14 protein-coding genes are annotated in these 17,152 nt (G+C 61.7%); 1 reads left to right on the top strand and 13 read right to left on the bottom strand.

Going from position 1 to position 17,152, the window contains the following annotated elements:
- Nucleotides 1-8: 8 nt before the first annotated feature.
- Together pgl and zwf are read right to left on the bottom strand one after the other, a co-directional pair.
- Nucleotides 9-722: a 6-phosphogluconolactonase gene (gene pgl / locus M1E16_RS05985; RefSeq protein WP_458129417.1), complete on the bottom strand. Its 714-nt coding sequence runs from the start codon at nucleotides 720-722 to the stop codon at nucleotides 9-11.
- Complete coding sequence (gene zwf, locus M1E16_RS05980) at nucleotides 709-2,181, bottom strand: glucose-6-phosphate dehydrogenase (protein ID WP_458129416.1); 1,473 nt, start codon at nucleotides 2,179-2,181, stop codon at nucleotides 709-711. Before zwf ends, pgl begins: the two co-directional genes overlap by 14 nt.
- A 196-nt stretch (nucleotides 2,182-2,377) precedes the next feature.
- Here zwf and M1E16_RS05975 point away from each other — a divergent pair, with 196 nt between their 5' ends.
- Nucleotides 2,378-3,238: a MurR/RpiR family transcriptional regulator gene (locus M1E16_RS05975; RefSeq protein WP_458130285.1), complete on the top strand. Its 861-nt coding sequence runs from the start codon at nucleotides 2,378-2,380 to the stop codon at nucleotides 3,236-3,238.
- Nucleotides 3,239-3,366: 128 nt separating this feature from the next.
- Here the strand turns inward: M1E16_RS05975 and M1E16_RS05970 are convergent, their stop codons facing one another.
- The 11 genes from M1E16_RS05970 to edd form a co-directional block, all read right to left on the bottom strand.
- Nucleotides 3,367-4,221: a D-hexose-6-phosphate mutarotase gene (locus M1E16_RS05970; protein WP_458129415.1), complete on the bottom strand. Its 855-nt coding sequence runs from the start codon at nucleotides 4,219-4,221 to the stop codon at nucleotides 3,367-3,369.
- A 286-nt stretch (nucleotides 4,222-4,507) separates the two neighbouring features.
- Entirely contained in the window at nucleotides 4,508-5,854 is a 1,347-nt protein-coding gene (locus tag M1E16_RS05965; protein ID WP_434695654.1) for a carbohydrate porin, read from the bottom strand.
- A gap of 131 nt (nucleotides 5,855-5,985) precedes the next feature.
- Nucleotides 5,986-7,146, bottom strand: coding sequence for an ABC transporter ATP-binding protein (locus tag M1E16_RS05960; RefSeq protein WP_458129414.1), 1,161 nt, complete (start codon nucleotides 7,144-7,146; stop codon nucleotides 5,986-5,988).
- 2 nt (nucleotides 7,147-7,148) lie between these two features.
- Nucleotides 7,149-7,994, bottom strand: coding sequence for a carbohydrate ABC transporter permease (locus M1E16_RS05955; protein WP_458129413.1), 846 nt, complete (start codon nucleotides 7,992-7,994; stop codon nucleotides 7,149-7,151).
- The gene (locus M1E16_RS05950) at nucleotides 7,987-8,895 is read right to left on the bottom strand and encodes a carbohydrate ABC transporter permease (protein ID WP_030139360.1); all 909 of its coding nucleotides are present in this window, start codon (nucleotides 8,893-8,895) and stop codon (nucleotides 7,987-7,989) included. Before M1E16_RS05950 ends, M1E16_RS05955 begins: the two co-directional genes overlap by 8 nt.
- Before the next feature lie 140 nt (nucleotides 8,896-9,035).
- Nucleotides 9,036-10,337, bottom strand: coding sequence for an ABC transporter substrate-binding protein (locus M1E16_RS05945; protein WP_458129412.1), 1,302 nt, complete (start codon nucleotides 10,335-10,337; stop codon nucleotides 9,036-9,038).
- A 116-nt stretch (nucleotides 10,338-10,453) separates the two neighbouring features.
- A complete protein-coding gene (locus M1E16_RS05940) occupies nucleotides 10,454-11,713 on the bottom strand; it encodes a D-mannose isomerase (protein ID WP_434695655.1) in 1,260 nt (419 codons plus the stop codon).
- Nucleotides 11,714-11,932: 219 nt separating this feature from the next.
- Nucleotides 11,933-13,402 carry an ATP-binding protein gene (locus M1E16_RS05935; RefSeq protein ID WP_434625656.1) on the bottom strand — a complete coding sequence of 490 codons (1,470 nt, stop codon included), beginning with the start codon at nucleotides 13,400-13,402 and terminating at the stop codon, nucleotides 11,933-11,935.
- Nucleotides 13,392-14,123 carry a response regulator gene (locus M1E16_RS05930; protein WP_042730801.1) on the bottom strand — a complete coding sequence of 244 codons (732 nt, stop codon included), beginning with the start codon at nucleotides 14,121-14,123 and terminating at the stop codon, nucleotides 13,392-13,394. The genes M1E16_RS05935 and M1E16_RS05930 overlap by 11 nt, the downstream gene beginning before the upstream one ends.
- A 175-nt stretch (nucleotides 14,124-14,298) precedes the next feature.
- A complete protein-coding gene (locus M1E16_RS05925) occupies nucleotides 14,299-15,258 on the bottom strand; it encodes a glucokinase (RefSeq protein ID WP_458129411.1) in 960 nt (319 codons plus the stop codon).
- Nucleotides 15,255-17,081 (bottom strand): phosphogluconate dehydratase, encoded by a 1,827-nt coding sequence (gene edd / locus M1E16_RS05920; RefSeq protein ID WP_434569583.1) that lies wholly within the window; start codon nucleotides 17,079-17,081, stop codon nucleotides 15,255-15,257. The genes M1E16_RS05925 and edd overlap by 4 nt, the downstream gene beginning before the upstream one ends.
- Nucleotides 17,082-17,152 lie beyond the last annotated feature (71 nt).

Below are 17,152 nucleotides of genomic sequence, written 5' to 3'. Positions count from 1 at the left end.
TCCTTGGTTCATGGGCACCAGTAAATCTCTAACGTAGGTTGCAAAAACGCGCGGATCGGCATTTCGGCGACGTTGTCACCGGCCGTCGCGGCGTTCAGGGTGGTCAACTTCGATTGACCGGAAATCGACAGCACCTTGTGCCTGGCCGAAGCCAGCAACGCGCGGCTCATGGTCAGGCGCTGGTGCGGTACGGTTGGCGCGAGCATTGGCCAGCAACGGCGAGCGCCCTTTTCATCCAGGGCCTCGGCCAGGTTCGGGCTGTCGGGAAACAGCGAGGCGGTATGCCCATCGTCCCCCATGCCCAGTACCAGCACATCAATCGGCGGCAGCTCGGCCAACAGACGATCCGCCTGTTCAGCCGCGGCCTCCAGGTTGACGCTGGCGCTGTACAGGCTCAGGAACTGCGCCTTGGCCGCCGCGCCCTGAAGCAGGTAACGCTTGAGCAGACCGGCATTGCTGTCGGCATGTTCAACCGGCACCCAGCGCTCATCGGCCAGACTCACCACCACCTTCGACCAGTCCAGCGTCTGCTTGGACAGGTTCTGGAAAAATGCCACCGGGCTGCGACCGCCAGACACCACCAAAGTCGCCGCACCGCGAGAGTCGATTGCCGCGCGCAACTGCTGCGCCACGTTCAGCGCGAGGTTTTCCGCCAGCAGCACCGGGCTCTTGAACTCAAGGGCCGTGACGCCCTCGGGCAGTTTCAATTCAGATATCGCCATACCATGACCTCCCGTCCCGCGTGATCAGTGCGATGGAGCTCATCGGCCCCCATGACCCGGCGGCATACGGCTTGGGCGCATCGCCGGACTTCTTCCAGCCGGCAATCAGCTGGTCGCACCATGTCCACGCGGCTTCGATTTCATCTTTACGGACAAACAGGTTCTGATTGCCATTCATGACTTCCAGCAACAACCGCTCGTAGGCATCGGGAATCCGCGCGCTGCGATAGGTGTCGGAGAAGTTCAGTTGCAGCGGACCGCTGCGCAATTGCATGCCCTTGTCCAGGCCTTGCTCCTTGGTCATCACCCGCAAGGAAATGCCTTCGTCCGGTTGCAGGCGGATGATCAGTTTGTTGCTGATCTGCAGACGCTGCTCGGGGGCGAAGATGTAGTGGGACGGTTCCTTGAAGTGAATCACGATCTGCGACAGCTTCTGCGGCATGCGCTTGCCGGTACGCAGGTAGAACGGAACACCGGCCCAGCGCCAGTTGCGAATGTCGGCACGCAGGGCGACGAACGTCTCGGTGTCGCTCTGGGTATTGGAATTGGGTTCTTCCAGGTATCCGGGGACGGCCTTGCCTTCACTGTGGCCGGCGATGTACTGGCCCCGCACCACTTGTGTGGTCAAGCCTTCCGGGCTGATCGGTGCGAGGGCCTTGAGCACCTTGACCTTCTCGTCACGGATGCTGTCGGCCGACAGGTCGGCCGGCGGGTCCATGGCGATCAGGCACAGCAACTGGAGCAAGTGGTTCTGGATCATGTCGCGCAGTTGGCCGGCCTTGTCGAAATAGCCCCAGCGGCCTTCGATGCCGACCTTCTCGGCCACGGTGATTTCCACGTGGGAGATGTAATTCTGGTTCCACTGGGTTTCGAACAGGCTGTTGGCGAAACGCAACGCGATCAGGTTCTGGACCGTTTCCTTGCCCAGGTAATGGTCGATACGGTAGGTGCGGTTCTCCGGGAAGAACTGCGCCACGGCGTCGTTGACCTTGCGTGACGATTCCAGGTCCGAGCCGATGGGTTTTTCCAGTACGACGCGGGTGTTCTCGCTCAAGCCGACTTTCGCCAGGTTCTCGCAGATCGCGCCGTAGACCGCCGCCGGCGTGGCGAAATAGGCGATGACTTGCTGCTGGGCCTGGCCGACCTGCTCGGCAAGCGCGACGTAATCGTCAGCCTTGAGAAAATCCACATGCAGATACGTCAGCCGCGCCAGGAAGCGCTCGATCACGGTTTCGTCGAGTTCTTTTTCGCCCACATAGCGACGCAGCTCGGTCGCGATGAACGTCAGGTGCTGCTGTTCGCTACCAGGTTCGCGGGCCAGCGCGAAGATTCGCGTGTCCTCATGCAACAGGCCGGCACCGTCGAGCTGATAAAGGGCAGGAAACAGCTTGCGCAACGCCAGGTCGCCCAACGCGCCGAACAAGGCAAAGGTGCACGGTTCAACCGTAATCGAATGCATGATGTTTGTTCTTTTATCAAGTTAAACTACAAATACCTTTTTTCAAGGTATCACTCAAGGAAAAATGTAGTAATAACTACAACATTTTTCGAAAATACCGATTCCGAGTGGTGGTCCGTCGGAGCCATCAGTAGGATAGGCCACCGCCAAGGGTCGTATCAAAGACCCGTTTCTCTAGGAATCTTGTATGGACCGCGTGCGAAATCTACTGGAGCAGATCCAGAGTCGCCTGGAAGACCTGAACAAGGCCGAGCGCAAGGTGGCCGAGGTGATCCTGCTCAACCCGCAGCAGGCGACCCGCTTCAGCATCGCCGCCCTCGCCCAGGCCGCTTCGGTCAGCGAACCGACCGTCAACCGCTTCTGCCGCTCGTTCGGCGTCAGCGGCTATCCGGAACTCAAGCTGCAACTGGCCCAGAGCCTGGCCAGCGGCGCGGCCTATGTCAGCCGTGCGGTCGAGGCCGATGACAATCCGGAAGCCTATACCCGCAAAATCTTTGGCAGTGCCATCGCTTCATTGGACAGCGCCTGCCAGGCCCTTGATCCAAATTTGATCAGTCGGGCCGTGGATCTGCTGATCCAGGCCCGCCAGATCCACTTCTTCGGCCTCGGCGCCTCGGCCCCCGTGGCGCTGGATGCCCAGCACAAGTTTTTCCGCTTCAACCTGGCTGTGACCGCCCATGCCGACGTGCTGATGCAGCGCATGATCGCCTCGGTGGCCCATACCGGCGAGCTGTTCGTGATCATCTCCTACACCGGGCGTACCCGCGAACTGGTGGAAGTGGCGCGCATCGCCCGGGAAAACGGCGCATCGGTGCTCGGCCTGACCGCCGAGGGCTCGCCGCTGGCCAAGGCGAGCACCTTGAGCCTGAACATCCCTTTGCCGGAAGACACCGACATCTACATGCCGATGACGTCGCGGATTATCCAGCTCACCGTGCTCGATGTGCTCGCCACCGGCATGACCCTGCGCCGCGGCGTGGATTTCCAACCGCATTTGCGCAAGATCAAGGAAAGCCTGAATGCCAGCCGGTATCCGGTTGGGGATGAGTTCAGCTGATTCGATTCAAAATCTAGGCACCTGACATTCCGTCTTCGCGAGCAGGCTCGCTCCCACAATAGATCTTTGACGTTCACATAGACCTCTGTGGGAGCGAGCCTGCTCGCGAAGAGGCCGGCACTTCTGAATCAAGCCCCCACCCGCGCCTGCAAACTCAAATGCGCCCGCTCACCCGGCGCCAGGCACAGGCTCCCGGTACCGCCGCTGGCCGCTTCGACGCAGACGAATTCATTCACTTCATCCCAGCTCACACCCAACAGTGGCCGTGCGCCGGGATGCCACACCACCGTATCGGCGCTGTCGCCGGTGTCGATGCGCAGCTCGCGTTGCCAGGCGTGATCCTTGAGCTGCAATTCGCCCTCATGCTGGAACACTCGCTGGCAGCCACCCTCCACCCGCAACTCGCCTTCCTGCTGGCAAACCGCCCGGTTCAACTGGTCGTAACCCTGGGCGCCGTCGAGGCCAGACAGCGCTACCTCGCCAACGTCACCAATGCGCCAATAGGCGTGCAAGGCCTGGCTCAACTGGCAGGGCAGGCTGTCCTGGTGTTCGGTGCTCAAGCGCAGTTCCATGCGCTCACCCAGGTCGGCATGCAGGTCTACCTGCCAGTCACACAATTGCAATTGCCAATGCAGGTGAACGCCCTCTTCGTCGCTGCTGCTGTCGAGCAATTTCCAGTCGATCAATCGCGCCCAACCATGGGAGGGCCAGGCGTTTTCACTTGGATGACGGCCATACCATGGCCAACACACCGGCACCCCGCCGCGAATCGCCCCGACTTGCGGCCACCTGGCTGCGCACCACAACCACGGCTTCTGCCCGCGCGGCTGGAAGTGCAGCAACTGCGCGCCCTGGCGACTGAACACCGCCTGGCACAACGGGTGGTCGATCACCAACACATCGCGCTGCTGATAGCGCTCCCACGCAAACACCGGACGCTCGCGCAAGGATCTGAAAAAGCGTTGTAGTGGATGCTCATGCATGATGGGTCGCGGTCCTGGAAATCATTCGATATTCAACTGCGTACGACGCGTTTTCTTGTGGCGAGGGAGCTTGCTCCCGCTCGGCTGCGAAGCAGCCGTAAACGAGGCAGATACGGTCCGGCTGAAGCACCGAGCTGAATGGCTTAAGGGTCGCTGCGCAACCCAGCGGGAGCAAGCTCCCTCGCCACGGGTTCCGCGCGCAACCAACCGCCCCCCGCAAAAAAAAGCGGACAGCCTTGGCCGTCCGCAAATATGCGCACATAGAGAGGAGCTTATCGCAACAGCGTTAGAACACCGACTGAATTTTCAGGCCGGCCACCAGCGCGTTGTCGACTTCATCGACACCACCCGGGTGAGTCACGTATTGCAGGTTCGGACGCACGGTCAGCCAGTTGGTGACATGGAAGCCGTAGTTGATTTCGTAGTTGTACTCAGTGCTACGCAACGGCGCGAACAGTGGATCGTCGTAGTCGCTGACGCCATTGGCGGCGTTGGTCAACTCGGCGTTTTTCTTGACGTCCTCGTTGACATGGATACGGGCGAAACCGATACCAACGTCGTCCTTCGGACGCGCATCGAACGGCCCCTTGTACACGAACATCAGCGACTGGTAGTTGTCGACGACGTTGGTGTCCTTGTCGTGGACGGTAGCGTTGGCCGCGATGTTCAGGCCGCGGGAAGCATCGCCATTGTGAGTGGTGAGCTGCTGCTGCACGACGAGCCAGTAGCCATGTTTGCTGCTGTGGCTACGATAGGCGTTGCGGGTAGTCGCGGCGTCATCGCCGTTGATGTCTTCACGAACATCGTCAGCCTTGGCCGTGCTCTTGTAGTAACCGACGCGGTATTCGCCCGGCAGGTTATTGAGCTTCGGCGACCAGACCAACTCGACCGGAATCAGAGTGCCCTTGGTGCCGCTGCCGCTGAGCTTGTAGCGGTTGTTGTTTTCCAGTTGCGAAGGGTTCTGGTTGTAGGCACCGATTTGCGCATAGAGCTCAGGCGTGAGGTTGTATTTAACCCGGATCGCCGCCTGCATGATCGGCCAGTTGTACCAGATGCCGGTCGCCCAGTTACCCGCTTGCGAACCGCAGAACGCCAGGTTCTGGAACTCGCACGGGAAGGTGTTGAAGTCTTCGCCTTCACCGAAGTAACCGGCTTTGACATCCAGCTTGCTGTCGAAGTACTTCTGCTTGATCCACAACTGGGTCAGACGGGTAGTCTGGCCACGGCCCCAGACTTCCTGGGAGGAACTGAGGGTGCCGGCACGTGGATCACCGATACGGTCGTTGGAGATGTTGCGACCGTCCCGGCGAGTAAATTGAATCTTGGCTTCGGTATCGTTCCAGCCTGCCAGTTTCTCCAGGTCAAGAGCTACGCCCAGGCCAAACTGCTGGGACCAGCGCGCGGTCTTGTCATCGTTGTAGCCGCCGTCGAGGTTGGCACCCATTTCACCGACGAAATCCGCCTTGATATCGATACCTTGCTCGATCAGCTTGGTCCGTTCACCGCCCCAGTCGCCCGTCATCCACTTCGAGTCGGCGCTGAACGCGTCGGCTGCGTGTGCGCTACCGGCCAGCATCATCGCCGCAACGGCTGACAACTGGCAGATAAGCTGGGCATTGTTCTTCTTCTTCATCCCTACATCCTCGTCTTTATTGTTATTAACTGTTTTTATCTAACGCGGTTTACAACGATTGCGATGAATGTCCCCACCCATCGCATACTCCTTTTATGTGGAAGCAGGCTTGCTGCCCCCACATTTGTTCATCAGCGGCCTTTGAACTGCGCCACGTTGTCGGCTCGGGCCTCCTTCGACGGTTGCGCGGCCACGCCCAGGCGCTCGCCGGACTTGGCATCGAACAGCAGCACTTTCGATGGATCGAATTGCAACGTCAGGGTTTCTCCCGGCGACGGCGCCACGTCCGGTGCCAGTCGGCAGCAGACCTTGGTGTCGTTGAGATTGACGAACACCAGGGTGTCCGGACCGGTGGGCTCGGTGACCTGGACTTCGGCGCGGATGGTCGGCAGGCCGTTCGGCTCGTTGCCCGCCAACACGATCTGTTCCGGACGCAGGCCAAGGATCACTTCGCGATCCTCCAGGCCGGCGTCCTGCATGCCCAATGGCAGCTCGCAACGGGCCTGGCCGCTGTCGAGCAGGGCCAGCAGGCGACCATCCTTGCGTTGCAGGCGCAGCGGGATGAAGTTCATCGGCGGCGAACCGATGAAGCTCGCCACGAACAGGTTGGCCGGGTTGTTATAGATGTCCTTCGGCGTACCGAACTGCTGGATGATCCCATCCTTCATCACGGCGACTTTATCGCCCAGGGTCATGGCCTCGATCTGGTCGTGGGTCACGTAGACCGTGGTGGTCTTCAGGCGCTGGTGCATCAGTTTCATTTCGGTGCGCATCTCGACGCGCAGCTTGGCGTCGAGGTTGGACAGCGGCTCGTCGAACAGGTAGATCTTCGGCCGCCGCGCCAGGGCCCGGCCCATCGCGACGCGCTGTTGCTGCCCGCCGGAGAGCTGTCCGGGCTTGCGGTTGAGCAAGTGCTCGATCTGCAACAGCTTGGCCACCCGCGCGACTTCTTCGTTGATGTCCGCCTGTTTCATCTTGCGGATCTTCAGGCCGAACTCAATGTTCTCGCGCACGCTCATGGTCGGGTACAGCGCATAGGACTGGAACACCATGGCGATGTCGCGATCCTTGGGACTCATGCCGCTGACGTCCTGGTCGCCGATCATGATCGCGCCACCGGTGATGGTCTCGAGGCCGGCGATGCAGTTCATCAGGGTCGATTTGCCGCAGCCCGAAGGACCGACCAGGATCAGGAATTCACCTTCCTTGATCGACAGCTGGATGTCCTTCAAGGTGTCGGGCAGGCCCGCGCCGTAGGTCTTGTTTACATTGCGAAGTTCAAGCGTAGCCATGATTACCCCTTGACCGCGCCAGCCGTGAGGCCGCGCACGAAATACTTGCCTGCGATCACATAGACCAGCAGGGTCGGCAGCCCGGCGATCATCGCCGCCGCCATGTCCACGTTATATTCCTTGGCCCCGGTGCTGGTGTTGACCAGGTTGTTCAGCGCCACCGTGATGGGCTGGGAGTCGCCGCTGGAGAACACCACGCCAAAGAGGAAGTCGTTCCAGATCTGGGTGAACTGCCAGATCAGGCAGACCATGATGATCGGCGTCGACATCGGCAGGATGATCCGCCGGAAGATCGTGAAGAACCCGGCACCGTCGAGGCGCGCGGCCTTCACCAGCGCGTCGGGGATGCTCACGTAGTAGTTGCGGAAGAACAGCGTGGTGAACGCCAGGCCGTAGACGACATGGACAAACACCAGGCCGGTGGTGGTGCTGGCCAGGCCCATCTTGCCGAGGGTGAACGAGGCCGGCAGCAGCACGGTCTGGAACGGCAGGAAGCAACCGAACAGCAACAGGCCGAAGAACAACTGCGACCCACGGAAGCGCCACATCGACAGCACATAGCCGTTCAACGCGCCGATGGCGGTGGAAATCAGTACGGCCGGCACGGTGATCTTGATCGAGTTCCAGAAGTACCCGTTGACCGTACCCCAGGCCTTGACCCAGCCGATGCCGCTGACCACGGTCGGCCAGCTCAACAGGTTGCCGGTGCTGATGTCTTCCGGCGTCTTGAAGCTGGTCAACAGCATGACCACCAACGGCACCAGGTAAAGCAGCACGGCAAGGATCAGCACCGCATAGATCGCGATACGGCTCAGGCTGGTGGCAGGTTTCGCAGCGAGACTAGTCATGACGCTTGGCCCTCAGCTCGGAATACAGGTAAGGCACGATGATCGCGAGGATCGCACCGAGCATCAGGATTGCACTGGCCGAGCCCATGCCCATCTGGCCGCGACTGAACGTGAAGGAGTACATGAACATGGCAGGCAGGTCGGAGGAATACCCCGGACCGCCAGCTGTCATCGCCGCCACCAGGTCGAAACTCTTGATCGCGATATGCGCCAGGATCATCACAGCACTGAAGAACACTGGACGCAGGCTTGGCAGCACCACTTTCCAGTAGATGCGCGGCATGCTCGCGCCATCGATCTGCGCGGCACGGATGATCGATTGATCAACGCCCCGCAGGCCGGCCAGGAACATCGCCATGATGAAACCCGAGGCCTGCCAGACCGCAGCGATCACCAGGCAGTACACCACGCGATCGGGGTCGATCAGCCAGTCCAGGCGGAAGCCTTCCCAACCCCAGTCGCGCAACAATTTATCCAGGCCCATGCCCGGGTTGAGCAGCCATTTCCAGGCGGTACCGGTGACGATCATCGAGAGTGCCATCGGGTACAGGTAAATGGTGCGGATGAATCCTTCGCGACGAATACGCTGGTCCAGAAACACCGCCAGCAGCACGCCGATCACCAGGGTGATACCAATGAACATGCCACCAAAGACTGCCAGGTTCTTGCTCGCCACCCACCAGCGGTCGTTGTCCCAAAGCCGTGCGTATTGCGCCAGGCCGGCCCATTTATAGGTAGGCAGGAAGGTCGATGTGGTGAACGACAGGACGAACGTCCACAAGATGTAGCCATAGAAGCCCACCAGGACGATGAACATGCTCGGCGCCAGCACCAGTTTTGGTAGCCAGCGCTGCAATGCATCGAACGGCGAGGCCTTGCTGAACACAGCAACAGAACTCATGGGGAAATCCAGTACCAGGAAAAACTACAAGGTTGTTCCTTGTGGGAGCGAGCCTGCTCGCGATGGCGTCGTATCAGCTCATGCATCGCTGCCTGACACTATGCTTTCGCGAGCAGGCTCGCTCCCACAGGGGTTAGCGGTTACTTGGCCGACTGAACCGCTGCGCCAAGCTTCTTGGCAGCATCGGCCGGGTCGGCTTTCGGGTCGTTGATGTAGTTGGTCACGACATCGAAGAACGCGCCCTGCACCGCCAGCGTGGTCGCCATGTTGTGCGCCATGCTCGGCTGCAGGCCGCCGCTCTTGGCGTCTGCCAGGAAGTCCTTGGCGGCGGTCTGGGCGCACGAGTCGAAACCGTACTTGGCCATGTCGCCCAGCATGTCGTTACGCACCGGGATCGAGCCTTTGTTGATGCTGAAGACTTTCTGGAAGTTCTCACCCAGCACGACCTTGGCGATATCCTGCTGGCCTGCCGCTGTGCCTGCGTCCTTCTGCTTGAACACCGCCAAAGAGTCGATGTTGTAGGTGAAAGCCTTGTCGGTGCCTGGGAAGGCTACGCACTCGTAGTCCTTGCCGGCGACTTTCTTCGCCGCGGTCCACTCGCTCTTGGCCCAGTCACCCATGATCTGCATGCCGGCCTTGCCGTTGATGACCTTGGCCGCTTCCAGGTTCCAGTCCTGGCCCTTGCCGTCGGCGTCCATGTAGGTCGCGACTTTCTTCAGCTCGGTCAGTGCCTTGACCATTTCCGGACCGGTCAGCGCCTTGTTGTCCAGGTCGACCAGGGCTTTCTTGTAGCCATCAGCGCCCATGACCGAAAGCACCACCGCTTCGAACACGGTGCTGTCCTGCCATGGCTGGCCGCCGTGGGCCAGGGGAATGAAGCCTGCGGCCTTGAGCTTGTCACCGGCGGCGTAGAATTCTTCGAGGGTGGTCGGGTTCTTGGTGATGCCGGCTTTCTTGAAGACTTCCGGGTTGATCCACAGCCAGTTGACGCGGTGAATGTTCACCGGCACGGCGACGTAGTCACCTTCGTACTTCACGGTGTCGGAGACTTTCTTGTCGAGCAGGCTGTCCCACTTTTCTTGCTTGGAGACATCTTTCAGGACGTCGGTGTCGAGCAGGCCGGTGGTCGCCCATTCCTGGATGTCCGGGCCTTTGATCTGGGCTACGCCCGGTGGGTTTCCGGCCACGGCGCGGCTCTTGAGCACGGTCATGGCGGTGGAACCGCCGCCGCCGGCGACAGCGCCGTCCTTCCAGGTAAAGCCGTCTTTTTCTACCTGGGCCTTGAGCACATCGACCGCGGCTTTTTCACCACCCGACGTCCACCAGTGGACGACTTCCACGGAACCTTTCGATTCGGCGGCCAGGGCGCTGACGGGGAATGCTGCGACGGGAAGCAAGGAAGCAAGAGAAATGACAGTAGCGAGGCGAGAAATCGCATTCATCTAGAAGTACCTTTCTTGTTGTTATGCATGCAAGTCTGGTGCTTGCGCTGCATGGATTCTAATCAGGGGCAATCCCTTCGCAGGTAACGAAGGGACGCGTGTATGTCACGACATGGTTACACAGGTGCAGGATCGGATAATCGCGCCAAGGCCGACGCCATGCTCGGCGCCAATGGCAAGCGTGGTATCAGCACCGCTTGCCAGGCGTGATAAAGATCCGGTTTGCCCGGCCAGATGTCGGCGCTGGGGCGGTTCTGCGGGTCCAGCTCGTGATGCCAGCTGCCGTTGCAGCGGTCGATGAAATGTTTGTCACAAAATTCCCAGAAACGCCGGTACCAGACTTCGTATTGGGCCTCGTCGGTACGTTTGAGCAAGGCACTGGCCGCCGCTGCCGCTTCGGCGTGCACCCAGTGCAGGCGATGGCGAACCACGGCGCGATTGCCCCAGTCCAGCGTGTAGACGATTCCCGGCGCGCCATCGATGTCCCAGCCATGGCGGCAATTCTGATCGAAAAGTTTCTGCGCATCCTGGGCCAGCCAGCCCGGTGTCAGCATGCCGATCTGCACGCGCGCGGCTTCCAGATGCAGCAGCAGCCGCGCCCATTCGAAACCATGACCGGGCGTGGTGCCGTAGGGACGAAAGCCATCGGCGGGATTGTCCTGGTTGTACTCGCGCAGCGGTTGCCAGTCGCGGTCGAAATGCTCCACCACCATGTAATCGTTGGCGGCCGCATGACCATGGATGACCCGCTCGACGATACGCAGCGCGCGGGCCAACCAGCGCGGGTCGTCCGTGGCGTCGGCCAGGGCCAGGAAGGCTTCGGTGGCGTGCATGTTGCTGTTGGCGCCGCGATAGGCTTCCTCCTCGCTCCAGTCGCGGTTGAAGGATTCGCGCAGGGCACCCTCTTCTTCACACCAGAAATGCTCGTCGATAACCCGCACCGCTTCCTTGAGCAATGCCTCGGCGCCGGGGCGTTGCGCGACTACCGCGGAGCTGGCGGCCAAGGCCACGAAAGCATGCAGGTAAGCGGCCTTGCCGGTGTCGCTGGCATCGGGATCGGCCATGGCGAACCAGCCGCCATGTTCGGCATCGCGCAGCGCGCCGCCGAGGGCCTGGACGCCATGATCCACCAGCTCGGCGAACCCCGGCAGGCCCTGGATGTGGGCCATGGCGAAGCTGTGGGTCATGCGTGCGGTGTTCATGGTCTCGGCCCGCGCACCGGCCGGCAGGCGACCCAGCTCGTCCAGGTTGCCGAAACCGTCCGGCAGCTTCGAAGCCTTGGCGAACGCCAGCAGCCGCAAACCTTCGGCGGCGAGCCACTGCTGATGGGCAGGCGCATTCAGCCAACTGCTGAACGCCGGTTGGAAGGTGTCCATCGAGATACCTTTTTTGTTGTTTTGACGCAGGGAGTCTAAACAAGGCGGGATGGGTGGCAGGTAACGAAAGGGGCGAGTTATGTCACCGGCTTGTGACATTTACTGAGAGAAGGGTTGGATTGACTGGCGTCTTCGCGAGCAGGCTCGCTCCCACAGGGGCGCTCAATGAGGTCAAATGTGGGAGCGAGCCTGCTCGCGAAGAACGATGACGCGGTGCCGCTAATCCACACTGCGAGGCAACTGCAACGTCACCCGCAACCCGCCCTCGCGCAGGTTCTGCAGGCTCACCTCGCCGCCATGGCTGTGGGCGATGTTGCGCGCGATGCCCAGCCCCAGGCCATATCCCTGCTGCTGCCCGGCCAGGCGAAAGTGCGGTTCGAAGACCTGTTCGAGGCGTTGTTCCGGTACGCCCGGGCCTTCATCGTCAACGTGCAGGATGAAGGCGTTTTCATCATCGTCGATGTGCAAGTGGGCCCTCTGCCCGTATTTCAAGGCGTTGTCGATCAGGTTGCCGATGCAGCGCTTGAGGGCCAGCGGTTTGCCCGGGTACGGTGCCAACGCCCGGCCATCCTGGGTCACCCGGCCGTTGCCGTGGGGCGCCAGGTAAGGCTCCACCAGGCAATCGAGCACATGATTGAGGTCCACCGGCTCGATGTTCTCGTGAATATCCGTGTCCTTGACGCATTGCAGCGCGCCCTTGACCAGCAGCTCCAGCTCGTCGAGGTCGCGGCCGAACTTGGCCTGCAGATTTTCATCCTCCAGCAACTCGACCCGCAGCCGCAGGCGGGTGATCGGTGTGCGCAGGTCGTGGGAAATCGCGCTGAACAACTGGCTGCGCTCGGTCAGGTAGCGGCTGATACGCTCGCGCATGGCATTGAACGCACGCCCCACCTCCACCACTTCGCTGCCGCCGCCCTCGGCCACGGGCTGCACTTCCGCGCCCAGGGACATGTCCCGCGCGGCACGGGCCAAGCGCTTGAGCGGACGACTCTGCCAATGCACCAGCAAGCCGATAAACAACAGCAACAGGCTACTGGTGAGCACGATGAAGCCCACCTGCTGCTTGGGCAGGTCCTGCTCTTCAAGACTGGTATAGGGTTCGGGCAGCAGCGAGGCGATGTACAGCCATTCGCCCGGCGCCATCTGGATCTGCGTGACCAGTACCGGCGGGTTCACTGGCTCGAGCGTCAGGGCGTAGTGAGCCCACGAACGGGGCAATTCATCAAGCTTGAGCCCACCGTTGAAGATCCGCAGGTCCTCGGGGCTGACAAACTTGACGGAGATGTCGGCGTTATTGCCCAGGGAGCGGCGCAGCACATCGTCCACGGCCTTGAGCACCGCCAGTTTGCGCGGCGTGACCGGCAGCACATCCATGCCCAGCGGCTTGTCATTGAGCGTAACGACAAACCGCGTGCCGCCCATGCTGCGCAACTGGTCCAGCACCAACGGCCGATAGGCCACCGGCAGCGAACGCAGGTAGGTCACGGTGGCGGTCATCGAGTGAGCCAGGCTGCGGGCGCTGGTGACCAGGCCTTCGAGCTGCGTGGCGCGCAGTTGCGAAACCCAGATCAGGCTGGACAGCGTCTGGGCGAACAGCACCACCAGCAGCGTCAGCAGCAGCATCCGTCCGAGCAACGAGCGCGGCACGGGCACCCGTCGGGCAATCTTGCGGATTCCCTCAATGACCATTGCTGGCAACCACACTGGCCGCCAGTTGATAACCGCTGCCGCGCACCGTGCGGATCAATCGGGGCGGCTTGTCGGTATCGCGCAGGCGCTGGCGCAAGCGACTCACCGCCATGTCGACGATCCGGTCCAGCGGCATCAATTCACGCCCCCGGGTGGCGTTGCCGATGGTGTCGCGGTCGAGGATTTCCTGTGGATGATCGAGGAACAGCTTGAGCAAGGCAAAATCGGCACCCGACAGGATCACCTCTTCGCCATCGGCATGGAACAGGCGGTGGCTGACCATGTCCAGCCGCCACTCATCGAAGGCCAGCACTTCGCCGCCGGATCGCTCCTGGCCGAACTGCGCCCGTCGCAGCAAGGCCTTGATGCGCGCCTGCAATTCGCGAGGACTGAACGGCTTGCCCAGGTAATCATCCGCCCCCAGCTCCAGGCCGATGACCCGATCGGCCTCGTCGGAACTGGCGGTGAGCATGATGATCGGCACATGGGCCTGGCGCGGATGCTGGCGAACCCAGCGGCAAAGGCTGAAGCCGTCCTCGTCGGGCAGCATCACGTCGAGGATCACCAGGTCGCTCGGCGCCTCGTTGAGGGCCTGGCGAAACCCGGCGCCATCGGGGGTGGTACGCACCTGGAAACCCGCGCGACTGAGGTAAGTGTCCAGCAGTTCGCGAATCTCCTGGTCGTCGTCGACCAGCAAAATCGATTTGTTCACTGAACTCACGGGGCCTCGTCCTTGTTGTTTGAATTGGGGGCGATTATGCCTGATGGACGGGTTTTACAAACACATCACAACCCCTGTGGGAGCGAGCCTGCTCGCGAAGCGGTGTGTCAGTCGCCATAAATGCTGGCTGATACAACGCTTTCGCGAGCAGGCTCGCTCCCACAAGGGCTACATCTCAAATCGCGGAGGACTGCTCCAACGCCACGCCCGCACCCATCAGGCCGGAATACGGCGCCGTCACCAGCCAGACCGGAATGCCTTTGAAATAATCGCTCATGCAGCCCTTGTCGGCGAAGCATCGGGCGAAGCCGCTCTCGACAAAAAAATCGGCAAAGCGCGGGACCACGCCACCGACGATGTACACGCCGCCACGCCCGCCCACGGTGAGCACGTTGTTGCCCGCCACGCGCCCCAGCCAACGGCAGAATTGTTCGAGCACCTCCAGGGCGACCGGGTCGCCGGCCAGGCCGGCGGCGGTGATCGACTCGGGGGTATCAAGCACCGGCTCATGGCCGTCCACCGCGCAGATCGCCCGGTACACACGAGGCAGACCGCTGCCGCTCAGCGCCGTTTCGGCGCTGACATGGCCGATCTCGTTGTAGATGTGCTGCCAGAGCTGGGTCTCGCGCGGACTGCTCATCGGCAGGTCGACATGCCCGCCCTCCCCCGGCAACGCCGCGAAACGGCCCTCGCCCAGGTCCAGCAGCGTACCGACGCCCAGCCCCGTGCCCGGGCCGATCACCACCGCCGGGCGCATCGGCTCCGGCGTGCCCTCGCAGACGACCCGGTATTCATCGGGACGCAAGCAGGTCATGCCCAGCGCCATGGCGGAGAAATCGTTGACCAGCAGCAGCTTCTCCACCTGCAAAGTCTTGCAGAACGCCAGGTTGCTCAAGCGCCAGTGATTGTTGGTGAAGCGAAACTCATCGCCACTCACGGGGCCGGCCACCGACAGGCACACCGAGCCGATGGAACCCGGCGCCATGCCCATGCCGCTCAGGTAAACCTTGATGGCATCTTCCGGGCAGGCGTAATCCGCCGTCGCCAGCACCTGGATGTTTTCCAGGTTGTGGTTCTTCCACAACGCGAAACGTGCGTTGGTCCCACCGATATCACCGACCAAAGCCAGTTTCAATTAAGCGTCTCCAGGGCAGAAGTGAAGGCGCTGGCGCCCTGCTCTGCCGAGCTGAAGGCCATGCGCATGAAACCGAACAGCTCGCGACCGGTGCCGATGTTGTTGCCCAACAGGCCCTTGGCCGGTTCGCGCGCGGCGAATTCCTCGGCGTCCACTTTCAATTCCAAGGTGCCTTTGACGCCGTCGACGCGGATGATATCGCCCTCGCGCACCCGAGCCAACGCGCCGCCGACATAGGCTTCGGGACTGACATGGATGGCCGCCGGGATTTTCCCCGATGCGCCGGACATGCGCCCGTCGGTGACCAACGCTACCTTGAACCCGCGATCCTGCAGCACGCCGAGAAAGGGCGTCATCTTGTGCAGCTCCGGCATGCCGTTGGAGCGCGGGCCCTGGAAGCGCATCACCGCGACAAAATCCTTCTCCAGCAGACCGGCCTTGAACGCATCGGCCAGGTCCTGCTGGTCCTGGAACACCATCGCCGGGGCTTCGACGACCTGGTTTTCCAGGGCCACGGCCGAGACCTTCATCACGCCCCGGCCCAGGTTGCCTTCCATCACCCGCAACCCGCCTTCCGGCGAGAAAGCCCGGGCTACCGGACGCAGGATGCTTTCGTCGAGACTTTCGGTCGGGCCATCGCGCCAGACCAGTTCGCCGTCCTCCAGGAACGGTTCCTGGGTGTAACGGCTCAGGCCATGGCCCATCACGGTGTTGACGTTTTCGTGGAGCAGGCCGGCTTCCAGCAGTTCGCGAATCAGGAACGACATGCCGCCCGCCGCCTGGAAGTGGTTGATATCGGCCTTGCCGTTCGGGTAGACGTGGCTCAGGGTCGGCACCACTTCGGAGAGGTCGGCCATGTCCTGCCAGGTCAGCTGGATGCCCGCCGCCATGGCGATGGCCGGCATGTGCAGGGTGTGGTTGGTGGAGCCACCGGTGGCGTGCAGCGCAACGATGGAGTTGACCAGCGAACGCTCATCGACGATTTCGCCGATGGGCATGAAGTTGCCGCTCTGCATGGTCAGGCGCGTCACCTGGAACGCCGCTTCGCGGGTCAGGGCATCGCGCAGCGGCGTGTTCGGGTTGACGAACGAGGCGCCCGGCAAGTGCAAGCCCATTACTTCCATCAGCAACTGGTTGGTGTTGGCGGTACCGTAGAACGTGCAGGTACCTGGGCTGTGGTAGGACTTCATCTCCGATTCCAGCAGCTCTTCGCGGGTCGCCTTGCCTTCGGCATAGCGCTGGCGCACATCGGCCTTTTCCTTGTTGGAAATGCCCGAGACCATCGGCCCGCCAGGCACGAAGATCGTCGGCAGATGACCGAAGCGCAGCGCGCCCATCATCAGGCCCGGGACGATCTTGTCGCAGATGCCCAGCATCAAGGCACCGTCGAACATGTTGTGGGACAACGCCACCGCCGTGGACAACGCGATCACTTCGCGGCTCGGCAGGCTCAGCTCCATCCCCGCCTCGCCCTGGGTCACGCCGTCGCACATCGCTGGCGTACCGCCGGCGAACTGGCCGACCGAGCCGATCTCGCGCAGGGCTTTCTTGATTTGTTCCGGGAAGGTTTCGTACGGCTGGTGGGCCGAGAGCATGTCGTTATAGGACGACACGATGGCGATGTTGGCGGCGTTCATCATCCGCAGGTGATGCTTGTCTTCAGTGCCGCAACCGGCGACGCCATGGGCGAAGTTGGCGCATTGCAGCTTGCCGCGCATCGGACCGTCGCTGGCTGCACCGCGGATCAATGCAAGGTAAGCCTCGCGTGTAGCGCGACTGCGGGCGATAAGCCGTTCGGTGACCTCAAGTACGCGGGGATGCATATGTAGAACTCCAGGCTAACGGATGTGGCGACCTGATTGTCTATGCTGGTCAGAAGCCCGTTGCACACCGC

This window comes from Pseudomonas sp. Z2-11, from assembly GCF_054161305.1.
This window is presented reverse-complemented; position numbering and strand designations above follow the sequence as displayed.

Excerpts from the sequence above, each read along its gene's own strand:
- edd (WP_434569583.1), bottom strand. The coding sequence starts at position 17,081 with ATGCATCCCCGCGTACTTGAGGTCACCGAACGGCTTATCGCCCGCAGT.
- zwf (WP_458129416.1), bottom strand. The coding sequence starts at position 2,181 with ATGCATTCGATTACGGTTGAACCGTGCACCTTTGCCTTGTTCGGCGCG.
- M1E16_RS05940 (WP_434695655.1), bottom strand. The coding sequence starts at position 11,713 with ATGGACACCTTCCAACCGGCGTTCAGCAGTTGGCTGAATGCGCCTGCC.
- M1E16_RS05965 (WP_434695654.1), bottom strand. The coding sequence starts at position 5,854 with ATGAAGAAGAAGAACAATGCCCAGCTTATCTGCCAGTTGTCAGCCGTT.
- M1E16_RS05950 (WP_030139360.1), bottom strand. The coding sequence starts at position 8,895 with ATGAGTTCTGTTGCTGTGTTCAGCAAGGCCTCGCCGTTCGATGCATTG.
- M1E16_RS05970 (WP_458129415.1), bottom strand. The coding sequence starts at position 4,221 with ATGCATGAGCATCCACTACAACGCTTTTTCAGATCCTTGCGCGAGCGT.
- M1E16_RS05945 (WP_458129412.1), bottom strand. The coding sequence starts at position 10,337 with ATGAATGCGATTTCTCGCCTCGCTACTGTCATTTCTCTTGCTTCCTTG.
- M1E16_RS05960 (WP_458129414.1), bottom strand. The coding sequence starts at position 7,146 with ATGGCTACGCTTGAACTTCGCAATGTAAACAAGACCTACGGCGCGGGC.
- M1E16_RS05955 (WP_458129413.1), bottom strand. The coding sequence starts at position 7,994 with ATGACTAGTCTCGCTGCGAAACCTGCCACCAGCCTGAGCCGTATCGCG.
- pgl (WP_458129417.1), bottom strand. The coding sequence starts at position 722 with ATGGCGATATCTGAATTGAAACTGCCCGAGGGCGTCACGGCCCTTGAG.
- M1E16_RS05935 (WP_434625656.1), bottom strand. The coding sequence starts at position 13,402 with ATGGTCATTGAGGGAATCCGCAAGATTGCCCGACGGGTGCCCGTGCCG.